Below are 20,706 nucleotides of genomic sequence, written 5' to 3'. Positions count from 1 at the left end.
ACCCTAGAAACAAAAGAAACCGGAGGTCACACCCTCTTTCGAGTTTGTGACCTCCGGTGCCTGCAGTTCGAGAACTGCACAGAGTGCCCGGGGCGGGACTTGAACCCGCACGTTCTTGCGAACACTGGCACCTGAAGCCAGCGCGTCTGCCAATTCCGCCACCCGGGCGGGCGACTTGACTAACATAGCATGAGGACCCGGATTTCGGACAAATCGCCTGTTCAACAGCAGCGCGGTGAGCTGGCCAGGAGCGGGATAAGGGCTTTGCGGCTACGAGTTTATGCTTTCTACCCCTTATAATTGCTTCATCCACGTCCCGGAGGTCGTTGCCAGCGGCCTGCCAGGGCGTCGCATGCAACGATGTAGACACAGGACAGACAAACGACACCGGGAAGGAGGCGCGATATCCGATGGGCCTTATGGATCGCTTCGCTCGTTTCGACAGCACGCTCCAGCGCGGCCTCGATAACGGATTCGCGCTCATCTTCGGTGGCCGGGTGGTGCCCGCGGAGATCGAGGAGCTGATCAAACAGGAGGCGCAGGATAACCTGGCCTCGACGGAGGATGATCAGATCTTCGCCCCCAACATCTATATGGTGGGGGTTTCCTCGAAGGATCTGGAGAATCTCTCGCGGGATCAAGACCTACCCGCACGCCTGGCGGACCAGACGGCCCGCTTCGGCCGGAACCAGGGCTGGGACTTCTACGGCCCGACGGTGGTGCGCATCGCGGAGGAATCCGGGGTGCACACCGGCCAGCTGCGGGTGTCGTCTTTCGCGTGGTCCGACCCGGAACACGAGAGTGGCTTCGATGCCATCGACCACGATCCTGTGGATGACACCGACAATGATAGGGGCCCGATGGACTCTCAGCACGACCACCAAGCGCCGACGACCGTGTCCCCCACGGTGAATGCCAGCCGGGGTTCCGCATCAGACGAGGCCCGCGACCGGGAGCCGGCCCATCCGGGCCGTTCGGTGTCGCTGCTTTTGCAGGACGGCTCGTCGCGGACCTACCACGTCAAGGAAGGCTCGAACATCATCGGCCGTTCCAACGAGGCGGATTTCCGCCTGCCGGATACGGGGGTATCCCGTCAGCACGCGGAAGTCACGTGGGACGGCACCGATGCGGTGCTCGTCGATCTGCAGTCGACGAACGGCACGACCGTCAACGACAGCGCCATCGAGAACTGGCTGCTCGCCGACGGTGACGTGATCACCGTCGGCCATTCGCACATCGAAGTCCGTATTATCGATTCCTCCGACCGGTAGGTCACCCGGGAGACACTAGGAGAGTTCATGGACGCTGCTGTTCTCGGCTTCGCACGTATTGCACTACTGGTGCTTCTGTGGGTCTTCATTCTGCTCGCACTGACCACCATGCGTGCGGACGCCGACTCCGCCTCCGGCCGCCCGGGCCGCAAGCGGGGCAAGCGCTCCCGCGTCCCGCGCCTGGCCCGCCCGGCGGCGATGGCGGGACCTGCGCGCCGGCAGAAGGCGCGCGTACTTACCGTCGTCGAGGGCCCCTACCAGGGCTCGCACATGGATATCTCGCAGGTCGATTCGGTCGTGCTCGGCCGCAGTGACGCCTGTGAGTTCGTACTTGGCGACGATTACGCCTCCTCCCGCCACGCCCGCCTCCTCCGGCGCGGCTCCGACTGGTTCATCGAGGACCTCGAGTCGCGCAACGGCACGTTCGTCGGCGGCTACCGCATCGACCAGCCCGAACGCGTCCAGGTGGGCACGGACATCAAACTCGGCGGCACCACAGTGAGGCTGGCACCATGACCTTTAGACTCAACTTCACCATCGCCTCCGATCGCGGCCTGGTGCGCGGCAACAACGAAGACTCCGCCTACGCCGGGCCGAATCTTCTCGTCTTGGCCGACGGCATGGGCGGCCACGCCGCCGGCGAGGTCGCCAGCGCGTTGATGGTCGAGCAGCTCGAGAAGCTGGATCGCGATCCCGGGGACAATGACATGCTGGCGCTGCTCGGCAACTACGCCGAGGACGCCAACCGCCAGATCGCGCGCACCATCCGCGAGCGCCCCGAGACCGACGGCATGGGCACCACCCTGACCGCCGTGATGTTCAACGGCCGCGAGGTCGGCCTCATCCACGTCGGCGACTCCCGCGGCTACCGCCTGCGCGAAGGAAAGCTCACCCAGCTCACCGTCGACGACACCTTCGTCCAATCCCTCGTGGACGAAGGCAAGCTCGACCCGGCCGACGTCTCCTCGCACCCGCGCAAGTCGCTGATCTTGAAGGCCTACACCGGCATGCCGGTCGATCCGACCCTGGCCATGCTGGATGTCCAGCCTGGCGATCGCCTGCTTTTATGCTCCGACGGCTTATCCGACCCGGTGACCGCCTCCACCATCGAAGCCGCCCTCGGCCAAGGCGATCCCGCCCAGGCCGCGAAGCGTCTGGTGGAACTCGCGTTGCGCTCCGGCGGTCCGGACAACGTGACCGTCGTCGTCGCGGATGTTTTGGATGAGCGGGAGCTGTCGGACGTCGATAAGCGGCACCTGCCCACCGAACCCGTGGTCGGCGGCGCGCTCGCCGGCGACGCCGAGACCCCCACCCACCCCGATACCTCCGCCGGCCGGGCCGCGGCCCTGCGGCGCCCGGCGACCATCCCGCCGAACCAAGCCCCCCGCGAGCCCGAGGCCGCCGAGATGGCCACCGGCACCGACGAGGACGACGACGAGGAGTCCGACCCCTCCCGCGCCGGCCGCTGGTTCGCGCTCGCCGCGGCGTGCCTGCTCATCCTGGGGCTCATCGGCGTGGCGTGGTGGGGCTATGCCCGCCTCGACGACCAGTACTTCGTCGCCGTCGACGGCGACGATAACTTCGTCGTCGAACAGGGCGCCGACTTCTCGCTCTTCGGCCGTGACCTGCACACCCCCATGCAGCGGGTGTGCATCAACGAAGACGGCAACCTGCGCTACGTCGACGCCAACACCAACGCCGACTGCTCGCTCTTCGGAACGAAAGACCTGCCCGAACCCGTGCGCGGCTCGGTGGAATCCTGGGGCTCGGGTAGCTACGAGGAGATCGTCGACAGGCTCCAGAGGCTTTCCGACGAAGCCCTCCCCGTCTGCGTCTCCCCCGGCGAAGACCGCGAAGACAGCGCCGAACGCCCCGAGGTCAACTGCCGGACAGTGGAGGAGGAATAGACCGTGAAGAAGATCTTTCTGCGAAGCACCGAACTCGGGTTCCTGCTGCTCGCCACGGTGATTCTCGCCGTGATGCTCATTAGCCTCGAGCTGTCCCAGGGCAACGCGATCACCACCGAGATGGCCTACCTCATCGGCGGGTTCATCGGGGCCTTCGGCATCGCCCACTTGGCCATCCGCTTCCTCGCGCCTTATGCGGACCAGCTGCTTCTGCCCGTGGCGGCCACCTTGAACGCGATCGGGCTGGTGGTGATCTACCGCCTCGACATCGCCAATGAGACCTCCCTGGCCAACCGGCAGGTGCTATGGACCTTGGCGGGCATCGTGCTGCTGGTGGCCACGCTGGTGATCCTGCGCGATCACCGCACGCTAACCCGTTTTTCCTACCTGCTGGGCCTGGTGGGCCTGGTGCTTCTGGCGCTGCCCCTGGTGTGGCCGCAGCCCGTCGATTCCGACGCGCGGATCTGGATCAACTTAGGCCCCTTCTCGATCCAGCCGGGCGAATTCTCCAAGATCCTTCTGCTGCTATTCTTCGCGCAGCTGCTCGCCCAGAAGCGCGCGCTGTTCACGGTCGCCGGCTACCGCTTACTGGGCCTGGACTTCCCGCGCCTGCGCGACCTCGCGCCCATTCTGGCGGTCTGGCTCATCGCCCTTTTGATCATGGCCGCCTCCAACGACTTCGGCCCGGCGCTGCTGCTCTTCGCCACCGTCTTGGGCATGCTCTTTATGGCCACCGGGCGGATCTCCTGGCTGATCATCGGCGTCATCCTCGTCGCCCTCGGCGGGGTGAGCATCTACTCGATCTCCGACAAGATCCAGGACCGCGTCCAGAACTTCTTGGACCCCATCGCCAACTACGATTCCACCGGCTACCAGATCTCCCAGTCGCTGTTCGGCCTGTCCTGGGGCGGGATCACCGGCACCGGCCTCGGCGACGGGCACCCGCAGATGGTGCCGGTCGCGCACTCGGACTTCATCCTCGCCGCCGTCGGCGAGGAGCTGGGGCTCTTCGGCCTGGCGGCCGTGCTGGTGCTCTTCGCGCTGTTCGTCTCCCGCGGCTTCCGCACCGCGTTGAAGGTGCGTGATTCCTACGGCAAGCTGCTCTCTGCCGGCTTAGCGCTGACCATCGCCATCCAGGTCTTCGTGGTGGTTGCCGGCATCACAGCACTGATGCCGATGACCGGCCTGACCACCCCGTTCATGTCCGCCGGCGGTTCCGCGCTCATGGCGAACTACATCTTGGTCGCCGTGCTTCTGCGGATCTCGAACTCCGCCAACCGCCCGGCCCGCGAGATCGAAGACCCCGCGCAGCTGTCTGCCGGCCACGGCACAGGACATGGCGCCGGGGCAGAAACCGGATTGTTTGCCACCCAGAACGCCCAGGAGGTGCGTCGATGAACAAGTCCATCCGTATCGGAGCGATGTTCGCACTCCTGCTCATCCTCATCCTCTTGATCAACATCACGATCATCCAGGCCTTCCGCGAGGAGGCCTACGCCCAGAACCCGCTGAACGCCCGCAGCTTCGAGGAGATGCAGCAGATCCAGCGCGGCAACATCTCCGCCGGCGGCCTGGTGCTGGCCGAATCCAACCCCACCGGGGAGGGCACCTACTACCGTGAATACCCCGGCGCGCCCTACACGTTTGCCCCGGTGGTCGGCTACCTCTCGCCGCAGTACGGCGCCGCCGGCATCGAGGCCTCCCAGAACGGAGTACTTAACGGCCAGGACACCTCGGTGCTGGCCTCCCGGGCGTTCAACCTGTTTTCCAGCGGCGACGAGCCCGGCGCCAACGTCGAGCTGACCCTGGACCCGGATACCCAGGCCACTGCCTATTCCCAGCTGGCCGACAACGGTTACTCGGGGGCGGCGGTGGCGCTGCGGCCGTCGACAGGCGAAGTGCTGGCGATGGCCTCGACGCCGTCCTATGACCCCAACAGCATCGACGAGAACTGGGAGCAGATCACCAACGATTCCTCCCAGCCGCTGATCAACTCCGCCACCCAGGAGACCCTGCCGCCGGGCTCGATCTTCAAGATCATCACCACCGCCGCCGGCCTGGAAAACGGCTACACGCCGCAGTCGACGGTGACCGGCCAGGCGTCGATCACCCTGCCGAATACGAACACGACGCTGACCAACTACGCCGGCCAGTCCTGCGGCGGCTCCGAGCAGGTCACCCTGGAGACGGCGTTCATGCTCTCCTGCAACACCGCCTTCGTGCAGATGGGTATCGACGTCGGCGCCGACGCCTTACGCGACGCCGCCGAAGCCTTCGGCGTGGGCGAGCGTTATGACTTGGGCCTCGAGATGTCCTCCGGCGAGCTCGGCGAGCTGCCGGACGACGCCGCCGTCGGCCAGACCTCCATCGGCCAGCGCGATGTGACCATGTCCGCCCTCCAGGCCGCCGTGATGGCCGCGACCGTGGCCAACGATGGCCGGCGCATGGAGCCCTATGTCATCGACCGCATCACCGAGGCTGATCTCTCCACCGTGAAGACCACCCGCCCCAACGACATCACCCAGGCCGTCACCGAGGAGCAGGCCGATACCCTCGAGCAGCTGATGTTCGCCTCCGAGCGCAACACCTCCGGCTACGACGGCAACAACTACGCCTCCAAGACCGGCACCGCCGAGCACGCCGAAGGCGTCCCGCCGCACACCTGGTACGTCGCCTATGACCCGGACAAGGATGTGGCGGTCGGTGTCGTCGTCAAGAATGGTGGCGGCTTCGGTGCCTCGGCCACCGGCGGGCAGGTCTCCGCGCCGATCGGCCGCGCGATCTTGGCCTCCGCCCCCGCGGGAGGCGATGAGTAGTGAGCGAAGAGACCAAGGAGCAGCTACAGGAGCAGATAGGCGACGATTACCGCCTGCAGTGGATCATCGGCCACGGCGGCATGTCGACGGTCTGGCTTGCCGACGACACCCGCCACGACCGCGAGGTGGCCATCAAATTCCTGCGCCCGGAGTTCTCCAACAACGAAGAGTTCCTCGACCGCTTCCGCAACGAGGCGATCGCGGCGGAATCGATAAGCTCCGACCACGTGGTGGCCACCTATGACTACCGCGAGGTCCCCGACCCGGCCGGGCACACCAACTGCTTCATCGCCATGGAGTACGTACGCGGCGAGTCGCTGGCCGACCTGCTCTCCCGCGAGGGCGCGCTCGACGAGGACATCGCCCTCGACGTCCTCGAGCAGGCCGCCCACGGGTTATCCATCACCCACCGCCAGGGGCTCATCCACCGCGACATCAAGCCCGGCAACCTCATGATCACCCAGAGCGGCGAGGTGAAGATCACCGACTTCGGCATCGCCAAGGCCGCGGCCGCGGTGCCGCTGACACGCACCGGCATGGTCGTGGGCACCGCTCAGTACGTCTCACCCGAGCAGGCCCAGGGCTTCGAGGTCACCTCGGCCACCGACGTCTACTCGCTCGGCGTGGTCGGCTACGAGATGCTCGCCGGGCACCGGCCTTTTTCCGGCGACTCCGGGGTCTCGGTGGCGCTCGCGCACGTCAACAACGCCCCGCCGCCGCTGCCGACGTCGATCTCCGCCGAGGCCCGCGAGCTCATCGGCATCGCCCTGCGCAAGGACCCGCAGACCCGCTTCGCCGACGGCAACGAGTTCGCCCTCGCCGTCAACGCCGTACGCGACGGGCGCCGGCCCCCGCAGCCGGCGAGCGCCGCCATGTCCGGCGTCGCCCAGGAACCCTCCCCGACCGCCTCGACGCACATGCTCGGCCAGGTCGCCCGGCCGCGCACGACGCAGCCCGCCGCCGGTACCGGCGCCTCAGGTGCAGCGGCGAAGAAGGCGGGGCAGAAACCCGCCAGGAAGTCGGCGAAGAAGTCCTCCGGCGGCGCTTTCGGCATCGGCCTGCTCATCGCCGCGATCATCGCGATCGCCGGCGCCATCGGCGTGTGGACCGCCGCCCAGGCCGGGCTCTTCGACCGCCAGCCCAGGCCGACTCCCGAAACCACCGAACCCGAGGTCGTCACCGAGTGGGTCACCCCCACCGAAGAGACCGTAGAACCCAACCAGGAGGCCCCGCCCGAACAGGTGACCACCACCGTGCGCCCCGAGCCCGAGTCCGCGCCGGCCGAGCCCACCGCCCGCGAGCGCGAGACCCTCTCCCCGCCGCCGCTGACCAGCCGCCAGCCCGCGCCGCCGCGACCTCAGCCCAACCAGCCGAGTGTGCCGCCGGCGCCGACGTCGATACCCGACGCCCCCAACCCGCCAGAGTCGGCGCCCGGCGCGAGCCAGACCACTCTGCCCGCGCCCGGCGGGGACACGGCCGACGACCCGGTCGCGGACCTCGAGAACCTCCTCGGGGGTGTGTAGATGAGCCTGCTCGCAGACCGCTACCAACTCGCAGAGCGCATCGGCACCGGCGGCATGTCCAACGTCTTCGCCGCCAGCGATGTGCTTTTGGGCCGCGACGTGGCCGTCAAGATGCTCAAGCCGGACATGGCGCGCGACGATAACTTTAGGGAACGTTTTCGTCGAGAAGCGCAGAACTCCGCGAAGCTGAACCACCCCAACATCGTCGCCGTGTTCGACACCGGTGAGACGGATACCGACGGCCTCGATGTCCCCTACATCGTCATGGAGCGCATCCACGGCCGCACGCTGCGCGACGTCATGCGCACCGACGGCCCCCTGAGCCCGGCGCGGGCCGCTGAGCTTTTAGTTCCCGTGTGCTCGGCGCTGCAATCCAGCCACGAGGCCGGCATCATCCACCGCGACATCAAGCCGGCGAACATCATGATCACCAACACCGGCGCGGTGAAGGTAATGGACTTCGGCATCGCCCGCGCGCTCGACGACGCCACGAGCGCCATGACGCAGACCTCCGCGGTCATCGGCACCGCCCAATACCTTTCGCCGGAACAGGCCCGCGGCCGCGCCGCCGACGCGCGTTCCGATGTCTACGCCCTCGGCTGCGTCCTCTACGAGGCCGTCACCGGCACCGTGCCCTTCGAGGGCGAATCCCCCTTCGCCGTCGCCTACCAGCACGTTCAGGAAGACGCGGAGGCGCCGTCGGCGCGTATCGACGACCCCACCCTCGATAACACCGCCCGCGTCAACATCGACGCCGTCACGCTCACCGCGATGGCGAAACATCCCGCGGACCGCTACCAGTCGGCCGCAGAGATGGGCGAGGACCTCGAGCGTTTGGCCCGCGGCCAGGACGCCCGCTCGGCCGCTATGCATCTCGAGGACGCGCAGGCCGAGTCCGCGTCTGAGGACGTCTCGACGACGGCGTTTGCGGCTGCTGGTTCTTCTGCTGCTGCCTCTGCTTCGCCCGCCGCCGAGAAGAAGCCCTTCCCCGTGGCGAAGGTCCTCGCACTCGTGCTGGCCGGCCTCGTGATCGTGGCTGCCGGCCTGTTCGGCTGGCAGATGCTCTTCGGCGGCGGTTTCGGCCGCGAGGATTCTTCCACCGCCTCCCCCGCCCCGAACAGCGAGGCCGACGAGCTCGCCGTGCCCGATGTCTCCGGCCTAACCCGCGCGGAGGCGACCCGCCAGCTCGAGGAGCTGGGCTTCGAGGTCGAGGTCGAAGAAGAGCCCAGCTCGGAGGTCGACGAGGACCGCGTCATCCGCACCAACCCGACGGCTGGTTCGGAGCTGCGCGTCGGCACCACTGTCACCCTGATCGCCTCTTCGGGCGAGCGGATGACCACCGTCCCCGACCTCTCGGGGCTCACCCCCGCCCAGGCGCGCACCGCGCTCGACGAGGCGGGCCTGCGCCTGAACCCGCAGGTCGACGAGGATTCCTCCGACTCGGTCCCCGAAGGATCGATCATCCGGCAGTCCCCGGCGCCCGGGGAGGAAGCGTCCGAGGGCGACGAGGTCTCCGTCACCGTCTCCACCGGCCCGGAGCTGGCCCGCGTGCCCGATCTGACCGGAGCCACCTGGGCGGAGGCGCAGAACACGCTGCGTTCGCTCGGCTTCGAACCGACCGCCGAATACCTCGACTCCCACGAGGACGAGGACCGCGTGCTCGCCGTCGGCGGCGCCGGCGAGGAGGCCCCGGTGGGCTCGGAGGTGATCGTGCAGGTCTCGAACGGGATGCTCATAGACATGCCGTCGATCACCCGCCTCAACCCCGACGACGCCCAGCGCGCGCTCCGCGACGCCGGCTGGGAGGGCTCACCTAGCGATTTCCGCATCTCGCCCGATCGCCCCGGCACGGGCGCGCTTGTCGACGAAGGCCTCGTCGCCGGCACCGACCCCGAAGCTGGCGAGTCGCTGCGCAAGGACGCCCCCGTGACCGTCTACATCTGGGAGTTCCGCCTCGAGGAGCTCGCCCCCTCCGGCGTGCGCGACGCTCTCCGCGGAGGTTGACGGAGAATCTCACCTGCTAGGCTTATCGACGTAAACCACCACGCGACATCAACGGCGAAAAGGATCTGATATGCCCAAGGCGAAGGTCACGAACACGACCCCGCAGAAAACGCGTTCCAGCGTCAGCCGGACCCCGGTGAAGCTCAACACCAGCGGCACGCCGATCTGGTACAAGGTCATCATGTTCGGCCTCATGCTGCTGGGCTTGGCCTGGATCGTCGTCTTCTACCTGGCTGCCGGCATGATCCCGTTCATGGTTGAACTCGGAGCGTGGAACTACGCGATCGGCTTCGGCCTCTTCATCGTCGGCCTGCTCATGACCATGGGCTGGCGTTAGCTTCACTTCTCTATACCCCGTCCCCCACCCGGGTGGCGGGGTTTTCTTATGCCCTGTTACTTCTGCCGCCTACCCCCGTGGTGTGTACTCGTGTTGGCTCGTGTTCGGGTGCAACAGTTATCCACAAGCTGTGCATAGGTCTGTGAAATACCTTTCCACAGCGGTTGCCCACAGCCTGTGGATAACTCTGTGCACTGTTTCCCCATCGGCGTGCGTCGTTCGAACCCCAACGCTGTACCCGGGAGTATGGGCAGGTTCCGACACTTCGAACGCATACCTGTTCGGTAAATTACAAGAATGTAGTTATCCACAATGTGGACAACTTCGCCGCTTTTCTGGGGATAACTCCACCGGTGGATAACCCTGTCAACAACACGCCGAGGTTGTACACAACTCCCCCGCATCCACTCTGGAGTACCCCCGGGTTGGGTGGGTGCTTGCCGGTGGTTTGTTTATTCATGATCTAGGAGCCACTGAAGGTCAGTGATGCGTTAGATCCGTGATGGGTTCCCAGACAGCAAACTCCCGCGGGCTTAGTGTGTAGCTGACCGCTCTGTCCTTGATTTCCTCGAAGCTTGCTTCCACAGATTCCTTGAGCTGCTGCAACTCGTATTCGGTTTCGGCTCGAGAAAGGGTCGTGAGATGTGGTTTGTTGGTAGCGCTTCTCCGGCTATCTGGTAGTCCCGGTTTCCGGGTAGTTGGTAGCAGTCATCCGGCTTTGGCAGTCACGTCCCAGGCCCTGGCGGCGCAGACTCCCCAACCCTCAGCAGACCCCGAACGCGGCGGCACCAGTGCTCACCACACGGCGCAGGTAACAGGGAGTCTTGCATACCTATGAGTTCCCCGGGATTCATCAATTTCCGATTACGCACGTGCGTAAAAAGCAGAGGCCGACTCCGTAACTCCAACAGTGCGCCCTCGTGTACCTATGAGTTTCCCGGGACCCATTGGATCCGGATTACGCACGTACGTAAAAGCACGGTCCGCACTATGCCGCGGCACAACGTAGGTAGGTTCCGTTTCTTCAGCTAGGCCAGTAGATCAGGGCGGCTCCGGCTATTCTTTTCGGGATGATCGCCAAGGCCCAAGGAACACTCCGGAAGGCGCATTGCGATGAGAGAGGCTCCGCGAGGCCGCGGAGCGTGGAATGAGGCGTATCGCCGTAAAATCTCCGCGCACCGAAAAGAAGAATTCTTCTCCGTGGTACTGACACAGGAAACGCCAAACTACGAAGCCTCCGCATCAGAAAGACGTCGTAGCTAGGAGTGCTACCAGGCAGCCAGACCCCTACTACCAACTGCGCGGACGCGCGCTACCGCCTACCCCGAATCGGGACGCAGACCCGTTGGCCGTGGTGAGTGGACCATAGTCACCAACCACACAAGCGTTCCGGGTGCCTTCACTAGAGATGCCGGGATTTAAGTAACTGCCGACGATAATCCCGTTTCCGCCCCCGAAACCGCCGGATCGTCGGTACTTACTCAAATCCAAGCCCCATTCCGGCCCGAAATCCGCAAGATATTTAAGTAACTACCGACGTTAACCCCGTTTCGGCCCCCGAAACCCCCGGATCGTCGGTACTTACTCAAATCCAAGCCCCCAACAAACAACCCCAACACTCACATAACACCACCCACGGCGATCGCTCGGATCAACCACCAGCACACAACAACGCACGCGAGCCCAACCACGGCCACCGCGGCCCAGCCCAAGCCGCGCGAGCGCACCACGAACCAAGCCAACACGGCACCGACCACGAGCCCGCCCAGGTGACCGACCAGGCTAATCCCCGGAACCAACAGAGAATAGGCAACGTTCGCGGCAACCAAAACCAGCGGTGCGCGGAGGTCGCCGCCTCGGGCGGCGGTGACGGCGACGAAGATCGCCATGAGGGAGTAGAGGGCACCGGAGGCGCCGGCCGTCGGCACGTGAGGGGTAAAGGCGAGCACCGCGGCGGACGCGCCCACGACGCTGACCAGATAGGTCGCGGCGAACAGTGCGTGGCCGATGTGGCGCTCGACCTCCCGGCCGATGAGGATCAGCAGGAACATGTTGATCGCCAAGTGGCCTATGTCGAGGTGTAGGAAACCCGAGGTCAGCACGCGGATCCACCCGTAATCGGCACCCGCGGACAACGGTCCCCACAGGATCATGTGCGCGCCGATCCCGCTGGCCTGCAGGCCCGTAAACGACAAGCGCTGCACCATCGCCACCACGGCGACCGCCGAACAAGCAACCACGATGAACAAACACACCGGCGCCTGCCGGGCGTATCCGCGAAGCCACTGCGAAATCCTCATGGGATAAAAGTAGCCCAAGGGCTACCCCAAGAGACCTACTTCGAGATCTCGATGCTTTCGATCACCACGTCCTCGACCGGGCGGTCCATGCCGCCGGTGCGCACGGAAGCGATCTTGTCGACGACCTTCTGCGACGCCTCATCCGTGACCTCACCGAAGATGGTGTGGGCGTTGTTGAGGTGCGGGGTCTTCGCCACGGTGATGAAGAACTGCGAACCGTTGGTGCCGGGGCCGGCGTTGGCCATGGCGAGGAGGTACGGGCGGTCGAAACGCAGTTCCGGGTGGAACTCGTCGGCGAACTGGTAGCCCGGGCCGCCGCGGCCGGTGCCGGTGGGGTCACCGCCCTGGATCATGAATCCGTCGATGATGCGGTGGAAGATGGACCCGTCGTAGAACGGGCCGCTCTTCTCGCCCTTGGCGTTGACGGTGGAGTACTCCTTCTCGCCGGTGGCCAGGCCGACGAAGTTCTCGACGGTCTGCGGGGCGTGGTTGCCGAACAGATCGACGAGAATGTCGCCGTGGTTGGTGTGCAGGGTTGCCGTAGCAGTCTTAATGCTCATGGCAACCCATGGTACCGAAACTCTAGAGCTTCTCGACGACCCGGTTCCGCGCCTCCACCAGGTTCTTCAGGGAGGCCTCGGTTTCTTCGTAGCCGCGGGTCTTCAGGCCGCAGTCCGGGTTGACCCAGAGCCGCTCGGCGGGCACGTGCTTGAGAGCGGCGGTGATGAGCTCTTCGAGCTCGTCGACGCTCGGCACGCGCGGCGAGTGGATGTCCCAGATGCCCGGGCCGATCTGCGAGTGGAAGTTGTCGTTGAGGTCAACGAGCAGCTCCATCTTCGAGCGGGCGGCCTCGATCGAGGTGACGTCGGCGTCGAGGGCGGCGACGGCGTCGATGATCTGGCCGAACTCGGAGTAGCAGAGGTGGGTGTGGATCTGGGTGGTCGGCTTCGCGTCCAGCGCCACGAGGCGGAAGGAGCGGATGGACCAGTCGAGGTACGCCGGGCGGTCGTCCTCGCGCAGCGGCAGCAGCTCGCGCAGGGCGGGCTCGTCAATCTGGATGACGCTGATGCCGGCCTCCTCGAGGTCGCGGACCTCGTCGGCGAGCGCGAGGGCGATCTGGTCGGCGGAGACGGCGAGCGGGACGTCGTCACGCACGAAGGACCAGGCCAGGATGGTCACCGGGCCGGTGAGCATGCCCTTGACCGGCTTGTCGGACAGGGACTGGGCGTACTTCGCCCACTCCACGGTCATGGCCTTTGGGCGGGAGACGTCGCCGACGACGATCGGCGGGCGGGTGCAACGCGAGCCGTAGGACTGGACCCAGCCGTTTTGGGTGGCGACGAAGCCGTCGAGAAGCTCCGCGAAGTACTGGACCATGTCGTTGCGCTCGGCTTCGCCGTGGACGAGCACGTCGAGGCCCAGGTCCTCCTGGAAGCGCACGACGTCGGCGATCTCCTTCTTCAGCGCCTCGGTGTACTGCTCGTCGCTGAGCTTGCCCTTGCGGTGATCGGCACGCGAGGTGCGGATCTCCTTGGTCTGCGGGAAGGAGCCGATGGTGGTGGTGGGCAGCGTCGGCAGGCCGAGCGCTTCCTGCGCTTCTCGACGACCCGCGAAGTCCGGCTTACGCTCCACCTGGCCGTCCGGCAGGGCGGCGGTGCGCTCCTGGACGGCGGCGACGCGGGTGCGCTCCGACTCACGCCGGGTGCGCACGGCGCGCTGGGAGCGGGCGACGGCTTCCTCGTCGCCGTTGGCCAGGGCGACGGCCTCGGCGATCTTCTCGTCGGCAAACGCGAGCCAGCTGACCACGTCGACCGGCAGGTCTTCCTCGGCGGCGAGCGTGTGCGGCACGTGCAGCAGGGAGACCGACGTAGAGACGGAGACCTCGCGGCCGGCGAAGGACTTGAGCACCTGGTCGCGCTCGGCGAGGTCGGCGGCCCAGACGTTGCGGCCGTCGATAAGCCCGGCCACCAGGTGAATATCCTTGCCGACGGTCTCGTTGATGCGTGCGACGTAGTCCTCGTCGTTGGCCAGGGTGCCCGGCGCGAGGTCGACGTGCAGGGCCTCCGGGGCGGCGTTGGCCAGGGCCTTCAGCCCGGCGCGCAGGGAGCCGTACGGGGTGGTGATGAGCACGTTCGGGCGCTCCTCGCCGGCGGCCGGCTCGAGCAGGCGGCGGTGGGCCTTCTCGGCGAGCTCGGCGAGCTTCTCATCGCCCGGGCCCAGGTCGGCGACGAGGGCCGGCTCGGCGAGCTGCACCCAGTCGACGCCGGCGCGGGCCAGCTCGGTGAGGATTTCGGCGTAGGCGTCGACGACCTCGTCGAGACGCTCCAGCGGCTCACCAGCACCTTCGGCGGCCTTGGCCAGAGCCAGCAGGGTGACCGGGCCGACCAGGTACGGGCGGACGACGACGTCAGCCTCGCGGGCCTCCTCGACGATGTTGAGGATGCGCTGCGGGCGCGGGGTGAGGGCGTCGGTGCCGACCTCCGGCACGAGGTAGTGGTAGTTCGTGTCGAACCACTTGGTCATCTCGAGCGGGGCGCGCTCCGAGTTGCCGCGGGCCAGGGCGAACTCCTCGTCGAGCGAGACCTCGCCGCCGCCGATGAGGCCGACGGTCAGGGCGGTCTCGAGCACCTGGTCGTAGTACGCGACATCCGCCGGGATGGCGTAGTCCTCGTTGAGGCCCAGGTCCTGGAGGCGGTGGTAGTTGTTCAGTCGCAGGGAGTGCGCCGCGGAGGTGAAGTCCTCGGCCGAGATGCGCCCGGCCCAGTAGCCCTCCAGGGCCTTCTTCAGTTCACGGTTCGCGCCGATGCGCGGGTAACCCTCGATGGTGACTTTCGGGAAAGAAGACATGATGCGTAGTTTCTCTTTGTTCTCGGTGAGCTAGGGGGTCAGATCTAGGCCATGCGCCGCATGGGCTGCTTGGGGTGGATACCCACGCGGGTCAGCAGTTCGCGGGTGACGTCGATCTTGTTGTGCGTGTAGACGTGCAGTCCACCCGCACCGCCCTCGAGCACCTCGCGCGCGAGCTGGACGGTGAGTTCGAGTCCCGTTTCCCACTCGGCGTCGGGGCCGATGAGCGCGGCTTCGTTGAGCTGTTTCGCCAGTTTCTCCGGCACGCTCAACCCGGCCAGCTTGCCCATGCGCTCCAGCCTCTTCGCCGAAGTCATGGGCATGATGCCCGGAATGAGCGGAATCGTCACTCCGGCCAGCCGGGCCTTCTTGACGAACCGGAGGTAGTCCTCCGCCTCGAAGAAGAGCTGGGTGATCGCAAAGTCGGCGCCCAAGCGCTGCTTGGCCAAAAGGACGTCGAAGTCCTCGTCCTCGTTGGCCGACTCGAAGTGTCCCGACGGGTAGCACGCCACGCCGACGGCCAGGTTGCCGGCGGCGAAGCGGGCCGCCTGGCCGCGCTCGACGTCGCGGATCAGGCGGATTAAGTCGGTGGCGTGCTGCAGGTAGCCGGGCGGGAGGCTGCTCTCGCCTTCGGGCAGATCTCCGCGTAAGGCGAGGAGGCCGCGGACGCCAGCGTCGATAAGCTCGTTGATCCCCCGGACCATCGCGGCGCGATCGCCCGTGGTGCACGCGATGTGCGCGAGCGGGCGCATGCGGGTGGTCTCGGTGATGTACTCGATGAGCGCGGTGGTGCCCTTCAGCCAGCCGGAGCGCTGCGAAGACGTCACCGCCAAATAGTCAGGCCGATAAGACTCGAGCTCCGCGAGCAGGCCGTCGAGCTTCTCGACGTCCGCGGTATTCCCCGCGCGCGGCGGGATGACCTCGAACGACAGCGCGAGACGGTCCCAGTGCGGGGTCGAAGAAGAAGCCTGCTCCCCGGAGTCCACCGGTGCGGAGGCGGACAGTCGCGGGGCGGCCTGCCTGCGGGTGGGCATAACAGGTCGAATCCTTTGCGATCTTTAGACGATTCTCACATGAATAGCAGGGCTCTGCATTGGTTCATCAATGTAGAACGAGCGGTTCATTTTTCACGAAAGCTCAGAGAGCGCTCGCGGGGAAATCTTTGTGACCAGCACATTCACACGACTCATGTATGAATATAATTCTTTGCTGACGCGGTGTCCACCCCCGTCGCTAAGCTGGGGTGCGTTAGCTAACCCCGCTTATGCAGTAAGGAAGACCCGAGAAACGATGAACCCGATGATCATTCAGGGCCTAAGCCTCGCCAACCAGCTGCGTGGCGCACTGTCGAACAACAAGAAGAAGGCCAAGCGCACGGTCTACGACGAGCTCCGGGACTCCTCGGCGAACATTTCCGACCTGCGCCGTTACCTCGAACTCCTCGATAGCGACGAGAAGCTCGACGTCGGCGGCAAGGAGGCCGCCAAGCGTCGCAAAGCCCGCGCCGCCGCCGGGCCCGTCACCCAGGCCGCGCACGTGCGCCTGAACAACCGCAAAAACCGCCTGGCTCGGCGCCGCGCCGCGGTCGACGCTTTCGACTTCGACAAGGCGAAGGACCAGCTTCTCGACGGCGCGGAGGAAGCGAAGAAGACGGTGAGCAAGAAGCTCAAGCCGTGGAAGAAGAAGGCCAAGAAGCAGTCCCGCAAGATCGAAAAGGCCGCCGAGAAGGCCCGCAAGCGCGCCGAGAAGAAGGCGCGGGCGAAGCAACGCCGCCAGCAGCGCCGGAAGGTGGGCAAGAACCTCGGCATCGTCGCCGCGGTGCTCGCCGCGCTGTCCGCGGTGGCCGCCGCTGTCTACTGGTTCTTCTTCCGCCAGCAGGGCCAGGCCCCAGCCACCCGCCCGCCGCACGTCGAGGAGCACGCCGGCAAGAAGGAAGCCACCTTGGTGCACACCTCCCGCAGCGAGGATGACCTCGAGGCGGAGCCGGCTGAGGCGGAGCCGCGCGAGAAGCTCGCCAGCGAGCTGGCCGCAGAGCCCGCCGAGCGCGACGAGGAACTGCTCGGCTCCATCGACGAGCAGCTTGCCGCCCACCGCCAGAACGAAGACGCGGTCGCCGAAGCCTCCGAGGGCGCCCAGAACGCCTCCGACCAGCTGGATGAGGAGACCCGGCGCGCCGAGGAGATCTTCAAGCGCTACCGCGAGGATCAGACGGACAACCAGGACAAGTAAAGGAGATTTCATTGGCAACCCCCACCGCAGTCATCACCGGCGCCTCCCGCGGCATCGGCCGCGCGATCGCCGAGGATCTCTCCACCACCCACAAGGTCTACGCTGGGGCGCGCTCACTCGATGCGCTGGCCTGGACCGAAGGCACGGAGATCACCCCCTTTGTCATCGACATGGCCGACGATGACTCAGTGGCGTCGGCGGTGGACGAGCTGGGGCTGGGAAGCCTCGACGTGTTGGTCAACAACGCCGGCATCGCGAACGAGCGCCCGCTCGAGGAACTGGACCGCAACGCCTGGCGCGAGCTTTTCGAAGTCAACGTCTTCGGCGTCGCCGACCTCACCCGCCGCCTGCTGCCCGCCCTGCGTGAGGCCCGCGGCATCATCGTGATGATGAACTCCGGCTCCGGCCTGAACTCCTATGCCAACGGCGCGCTGTACTGCGGCTCGAAGTTCGCGCTGAAGGCACTCGGCGATGCGGTGCGCGAGGAAGAGCGCCCTCACGGCGTGCGGCTGACCTCCATCCACCCCGGCTTCGTGGCCACCGACATGGGCTACACGCTGCGCGAACAGTCGAACCGCCCCGGCGGCCCCGAGACCTACGCCACCCCAGCAGACATCGCCGCGGCGGTGCGGCTGGCCGTCGACACCCCGCCGAACGCCCAGACCGAGGTCATCACCGTCCGCCCGATGCAGAACGCTTAAAGTCGTGTTCCGCGTCTTATAGGCGCTCGGCGATCTTCGCGGCCATCGCGCGCTGGCCGGCGGGCGTCGGGTGCATGGGATACGCGCCGGTATTCGCACCGAAGAAGTCGACCCAGCGCTCGGCCGGCTCCGCGCAGGCCGTGTGCTCGGCGGCGGTGGTGGGGAGGACGAATTCGGCGTCGTGACGCTTGGCCGCCGCCGCGACCGTCTCGTTGAGCTGGGCGGTCAGATCCACGATCCAGGCTTGGTCGTCCTCGCTCAAAAGCGGCACATCCGCGCACTGCTCACCCTCAGCGACGAGCGGCACATACCCCGTCACCAGCACGCGCGCCTCCGGGGAGCGCTCGCGGATCGCGGCATGGACCGCGTCGAGCTCCGCGGGTAAAGCGGCGAGCTCCTCGTCGACCATGGCCTGCATCTGCCCGCGGCACCTCGTCGGCTCACCGGCCGAAAAACTGCCGATGAAGCAATCCACCAACGACGAGAAGCTAATGTCATTGCCCCCGATCGACAGCGTCACCAGCGAAGTATCGGGGCCGAGCGCGTCGATCTGCGGCGGGATCACCTCGCCGCCGATGTGCCACTCCCCCAGCACATGCTCGGTCCGCGCACCGGAACAACTCTCGTCTACGCCCTCGACGTTATCGAGCGCCAGCACCCCGGCCGGGTAATTATCGACGGAACGCACACACGGGCCCGGCCCCGTCGTTTCCGAAGCGGTCGAGCCCATGGCGGCATAGGAATCGCCGAGGGCGACATACGACCAGGTCGTCGGCTCTTCGGTGGGTTCTGGGGCCTGTTCCGGGGTGGGTGTGGCCTGTTCTTCGGCCGGTGTACACGAGGCGATGAGCAGGGCTGCAACGGTGGTCCCAACGAGCGCGGGAAAGCGGAAATGCATGGGGGTTAGTGTAGGGGATTCTCTTTAAGCGTCCTTATTGACATCTTGTTGAAAACCCGACTACCATCAGAAGTGTTTTCAAGAAGGATTCAATAAGATCCGGAAAGGACGGACCGACATGACTGCCCCGCACATCATCCACGAAGACCACGACCACCAGCACGGCCCCGGCTGCGGCCACGCCGCCATCCCTCACGGCGACCACACCGACTACCTGCACGGCGACTGCCTGCACCGCGAGCACGAGGGCCACTGGGACGAGTGCGAGCCGACCGAGCACGTCGTCCACGACGACCACCCGCACGAGCACGGCCCGAACTGCGGCCACGTCGCAGTCCCCCACGGTGACCACGTCGACTACATCCACGACGGCCACCGCCACGCCGCCCACGGCGACCACTGGGATTGCCACTAATCCGCCACTAAATCCGGCTCAACGTCGGTGAATGCTGCTGATACATAAAACGCCTCCGGATGGCTCCCGGGGGCGTTTTGCTGTTGGTATCTGGGGTTGGATTTGAGTAAGTACCGACGATCCGACCGTTCCCCGCACGAAACAGCCCTAACCCACCCCCAGTTCACGCAGGAATGCGCGCGCCTCCTCCACGCCCTGCCATAGCTGGCCGTTCCAGCCGAACTTGCGCGCGGCGTCGACGTTGCGCTGGCGGTCGTCGAAAAACACGACGTCGCCCTTGTCGTGGTCGCCGTAGGTGTCGACGAGCGCGGCGTCGGCAAGCTCATAAATCTTGTGGTCCGGCTTGGCGCAGCCGACCTCCGAAGAAAAGACCTTCGCGGGGATGTTCTGGGCCTACTCGGCGCCGCGCACCGCGCGGGCCATCGAGACCGGGGCGTTGCTCAAGATGCCTAGGGGGACGTGGGCGGTGAGGAGGCCGTCGACAAGCTTTTGTGTCTCGGGCACGAGCTTGGCGTTGCGCTGACCATCGAGATCCCCCAGCACCTGGGTATCCACCTGCGGGTGATCCTCCTCGGTGATCCCCGCCTCCCCGAGCACCGTCCACCAGTAGTCCTCCTCGGACATGCCCAGGTCATAGGCGTCGCGGTGCTTCCAGTAGGCGGCCATCAGCTCTTCTTCCCGGATATCGGCGGACTGATCAGCCAGACAGTTCATCAACCGACGCACCCGATCGCCGTCCGGGACGAGGACGCGGCCGAGATCGAAGACAACGAAAGTCACAAGTGCTCTCCTTTTCCTAGGGCATGGGGTGCAGGGTCTGTAGAGCCATGATGTACCAGGAGAGCGCGTCGTGCTGGGTGGGGTCTCGCACTTGGTGGGCTAGCAACACAAAAGCCGCCGCCAGCACTTCAGTGTCTGTGCTGGTGGCGGCTAAAACCGTGGAGCATAGGGGAATCGAACCCCTGACCTTCGCATTGCGAACGCGACGCTCTACCAACTGAGCTAATGCCCCGTGCGCTAGAGAGGTTACTCCGAGAAGCCCAAACGACAAAAATCCCAGGCGCCGGGGCGCTTATCGACGACCCCCTCCCCCAGTCCAGATGGGCTGATCGCCGGCTGATCCGTTGATTACGCACGTGCGTAATCCTGCGTTACTTCACTCGTCCCCGACGAACCAAAAAGACCGCCTCCCAGCACCGTAGGAAATCAGTGCCAGTCAGCGGTCGCGACTGTGGAGCATAGGAGAATCGAACTCCTGACCTTCTGCTTGCAAAGCAGATGCTCTACCAATTGAGCTAATGCCCCTTTGTTCCGTAGTGGGCCTAGCAAGAATCGAACTTGCGACCTCATCGTTATCAGCGATGCGCTCTAACCGACTGAGCTATAGGCCCTGGGAACGATTAAGAACATTACCCAGTACTCAGTACTGCACCAAATCGCCAGCGCAAACGGCATAAT

At 65.8% G+C, this 20,706-nt stretch carries 17 protein-coding genes and 4 tRNA genes; 11 read left to right on the top strand and 10 right to left on the bottom strand.

All coding sequences use genetic code 11. The features are described from left to right. Window positions 1–84 precede the first annotated feature (84 nt). Window positions 85–168 (bottom strand) — tRNA-Leu (locus C3B44_RS00180). A 242-nt stretch (window positions 169–410) separates the two neighbouring features. Between C3B44_RS00180 and C3B44_RS00175 the strand changes: the two genes are divergently transcribed. The 8 genes from C3B44_RS00175 (at window position 411) to crgA (ending at window position 9,858) form a co-directional block, all read left to right on the top strand. After that, complete coding sequence (locus C3B44_RS00175; protein WP_108430586.1) at window positions 411–1,271, top strand: DUF3662 and FHA domain-containing protein; 861 nt, start codon at window positions 411–413, stop codon at window positions 1,269–1,271. Between the two features lie 27 nt (window positions 1,272–1,298). Further along, a complete protein-coding gene (locus tag C3B44_RS00170) occupies window positions 1,299–1,787 on the top strand; it encodes an FHA domain-containing protein FhaB/FipA (RefSeq protein WP_108430585.1) in 489 nt (162 codons plus the stop codon). Continuing rightward, window positions 1,784–3,178 (top strand): PP2C family protein-serine/threonine phosphatase, encoded by a 1,395-nt coding sequence (locus tag C3B44_RS00165; RefSeq protein WP_108430584.1) that lies wholly within the window; start codon window positions 1,784–1,786, stop codon window positions 3,176–3,178. The genes C3B44_RS00170 and C3B44_RS00165 overlap by 4 nt, the downstream gene beginning before the upstream one ends. 3 nt (window positions 3,179–3,181) lie before the next feature. Beyond that, a complete protein-coding gene (locus C3B44_RS00160; RefSeq protein ID WP_108430583.1) occupies window positions 3,182–4,576 on the top strand; it encodes an FtsW/RodA/SpoVE family cell cycle protein in 1,395 nt (464 codons plus the stop codon). Continuing rightward, a complete protein-coding gene (locus tag C3B44_RS00155) occupies window positions 4,573–5,994 on the top strand; it encodes a penicillin-binding transpeptidase domain-containing protein (protein WP_108430582.1) in 1,422 nt (473 codons plus the stop codon). Before C3B44_RS00160 ends, C3B44_RS00155 begins: the two co-directional genes overlap by 4 nt. Beyond that, window positions 5,994–7,517, top strand: a complete 1,524-nt coding sequence (locus tag C3B44_RS00150; RefSeq protein ID WP_108430581.1) for a serine/threonine-protein kinase — start codon at window positions 5,994–5,996, stop codon at window positions 7,515–7,517. Before C3B44_RS00155 ends, C3B44_RS00150 begins: the two co-directional genes overlap by 1 nt. Next, entirely contained in the window at window positions 7,518–9,521 is a 2,004-nt protein-coding gene (gene pknB / locus C3B44_RS00145) for a Stk1 family PASTA domain-containing Ser/Thr kinase (protein ID WP_108430580.1), read from the top strand. A gap of 70 nt (window positions 9,522–9,591) precedes the next feature. Next, window positions 9,592–9,858 carry a cell division protein CrgA gene (crgA, locus tag C3B44_RS00140; protein ID WP_108430579.1) on the top strand — a complete coding sequence of 89 codons (267 nt, stop codon included), beginning with the start codon at window positions 9,592–9,594 and terminating at the stop codon, window positions 9,856–9,858. Between the two features lie 1,619 nt (window positions 9,859–11,477). Here crgA and C3B44_RS00135 read toward each other — a convergent pair. From C3B44_RS00135 to C3B44_RS00120, 4 genes are read right to left on the bottom strand one after another with little or no spacing between them, the layout of a single operon-like run. Further along, entirely contained in the window at window positions 11,478–12,158 is a 681-nt protein-coding gene (locus C3B44_RS00135) for a rhomboid family intramembrane serine protease (RefSeq protein ID WP_235840489.1), read from the bottom strand. Between the two features lie 35 nt (window positions 12,159–12,193). Further along, window positions 12,194–12,718 (bottom strand): peptidylprolyl isomerase, encoded by a 525-nt coding sequence (locus C3B44_RS00130; RefSeq protein ID WP_108430578.1) that lies wholly within the window; start codon window positions 12,716–12,718, stop codon window positions 12,194–12,196. 22 nt (window positions 12,719–12,740) lie between these two features. Continuing rightward, on the bottom strand, window positions 12,741–15,005 hold the full coding sequence (gene metE, locus C3B44_RS00125) for a 5-methyltetrahydropteroyltriglutamate--homocysteine S-methyltransferase (RefSeq protein ID WP_199222454.1): 2,265 nt from the start codon (window positions 15,003–15,005) through the stop codon (window positions 12,741–12,743). Between the two features lie 44 nt (window positions 15,006–15,049). Further along, window positions 15,050–16,039, bottom strand: a complete 990-nt coding sequence (locus tag C3B44_RS00120) for a methylenetetrahydrofolate reductase (RefSeq protein WP_108430576.1) — start codon at window positions 16,037–16,039, stop codon at window positions 15,050–15,052. 256 nt (window positions 16,040–16,295) lie between these two features. On the opposite strand from C3B44_RS00120, the gene C3B44_RS00115 reads away from it, so the two are divergent. Further along, window positions 16,296–17,234: a hypothetical protein gene (locus C3B44_RS00115; RefSeq protein ID WP_108430575.1), complete on the top strand. Its 939-nt coding sequence runs from the start codon at window positions 16,296–16,298 to the stop codon at window positions 17,232–17,234. Window positions 17,235–17,245: 11 nt separating this feature from the next. Next, window positions 17,246–17,935 carry an SDR family oxidoreductase gene (locus tag C3B44_RS00110; protein ID WP_235840490.1) on the top strand — a complete coding sequence of 230 codons (690 nt, stop codon included), beginning with the start codon at window positions 17,246–17,248 and terminating at the stop codon, window positions 17,933–17,935. 16 nt (window positions 17,936–17,951) lie between these two features. Here the strand turns inward: C3B44_RS00110 and C3B44_RS00105 are convergent, their stop codons facing one another. Then, a complete protein-coding gene (locus tag C3B44_RS00105) occupies window positions 17,952–18,833 on the bottom strand; it encodes an SGNH/GDSL hydrolase family protein (RefSeq protein WP_108430573.1) in 882 nt (293 codons plus the stop codon). A 118-nt stretch (window positions 18,834–18,951) separates the two neighbouring features. On the opposite strand from C3B44_RS00105, the gene C3B44_RS00100 reads away from it, so the two are divergent. Continuing rightward, the gene (locus C3B44_RS00100) at window positions 18,952–19,248 is read left to right on the top strand and encodes a hypothetical protein (RefSeq protein ID WP_108430572.1); all 297 of its coding nucleotides are present in this window, start codon (window positions 18,952–18,954) and stop codon (window positions 19,246–19,248) included. 393 nt (window positions 19,249–19,641) lie between these two features. Here the strand turns inward: C3B44_RS00100 and C3B44_RS00095 are convergent, their stop codons facing one another. From C3B44_RS00095 to C3B44_RS00080, 4 genes are all read right to left on the bottom strand, one after another. Next, window positions 19,642–20,028 carry an HAD family hydrolase gene (locus C3B44_RS00095; RefSeq protein WP_108430571.1) on the bottom strand — a complete coding sequence of 129 codons (387 nt, stop codon included), beginning with the start codon at window positions 20,026–20,028 and terminating at the stop codon, window positions 19,642–19,644. A 159-nt stretch (window positions 20,029–20,187) separates the two neighbouring features. After that, a tRNA-Ala gene (locus C3B44_RS00090) sits at window positions 20,188–20,260 on the bottom strand. Between the two features lie 220 nt (window positions 20,261–20,480). Then, window positions 20,481–20,553, bottom strand: a tRNA-Ala gene (locus C3B44_RS00085). Between the two features lie 12 nt (window positions 20,554–20,565). After that, window positions 20,566–20,639, bottom strand: a tRNA-Ile gene (locus tag C3B44_RS00080). Window positions 20,640–20,706: the final 67 nt, after the last annotated feature.

Origin of the sequence: Corynebacterium yudongzhengii, from assembly GCF_003065405.1 — a bacterium.
In the GTDB taxonomy this organism is placed as follows: Bacteria; Actinomycetota; Actinomycetes; order Mycobacteriales; family Mycobacteriaceae; genus Corynebacterium; species Corynebacterium yudongzhengii.
Note: the sequence above shows the minus strand (reverse complement) of the source record. Positions and strands in the feature narration are given on the sequence as shown.

What these genes read in the sequence shown, in the direction of transcription:
- C3B44_RS00175 (WP_108430586.1), top strand. Translation starts at nt 411, where the DNA reads ATGGGCCTTATGGATCGCTTCGCTCGTTTCGACAGCACGCTCCAGCGC.
- C3B44_RS00170 (WP_108430585.1), top strand. Translation starts at nt 1,299, where the DNA reads ATGGACGCTGCTGTTCTCGGCTTCGCACGTATTGCACTACTGGTGCTT.
- C3B44_RS00155 (WP_108430582.1), top strand. Translation starts at nt 4,573, where the DNA reads ATGAACAAGTCCATCCGTATCGGAGCGATGTTCGCACTCCTGCTCATC.
- pknB (WP_108430580.1), top strand. Translation starts at nt 7,518, where the DNA reads ATGAGCCTGCTCGCAGACCGCTACCAACTCGCAGAGCGCATCGGCACC.
- C3B44_RS00120 (WP_108430576.1), bottom strand. Translation starts at nt 16,039, where the DNA reads ATGCCCACCCGCAGGCAGGCCGCCCCGCGACTGTCCGCCTCCGCACCG.
- crgA (WP_108430579.1), top strand. Translation starts at nt 9,592, where the DNA reads ATGCCCAAGGCGAAGGTCACGAACACGACCCCGCAGAAAACGCGTTCC.
- C3B44_RS00115 (WP_108430575.1), top strand. Translation starts at nt 16,296, where the DNA reads ATGAACCCGATGATCATTCAGGGCCTAAGCCTCGCCAACCAGCTGCGT.
- C3B44_RS00100 (WP_108430572.1), top strand. Translation starts at nt 18,952, where the DNA reads ATGACTGCCCCGCACATCATCCACGAAGACCACGACCACCAGCACGGC.
- C3B44_RS00165 (WP_108430584.1), top strand. Translation starts at nt 1,784, where the DNA reads ATGACCTTTAGACTCAACTTCACCATCGCCTCCGATCGCGGCCTGGTG.
- C3B44_RS00135 (WP_235840489.1), bottom strand. Translation starts at nt 12,158, where the DNA reads ATGAGGATTTCGCAGTGGCTTCGCGGATACGCCCGGCAGGCGCCGGTG.
- C3B44_RS00130 (WP_108430578.1), bottom strand. Translation starts at nt 12,718, where the DNA reads ATGAGCATTAAGACTGCTACGGCAACCCTGCACACCAACCACGGCGAC.
- metE (WP_199222454.1), bottom strand. Translation starts at nt 15,005, where the DNA reads ATGTCTTCTTTCCCGAAAGTCACCATCGAGGGTTACCCGCGCATCGGC.
- C3B44_RS00105 (WP_108430573.1), bottom strand. Translation starts at nt 18,833, where the DNA reads ATGCATTTCCGCTTTCCCGCGCTCGTTGGGACCACCGTTGCAGCCCTG.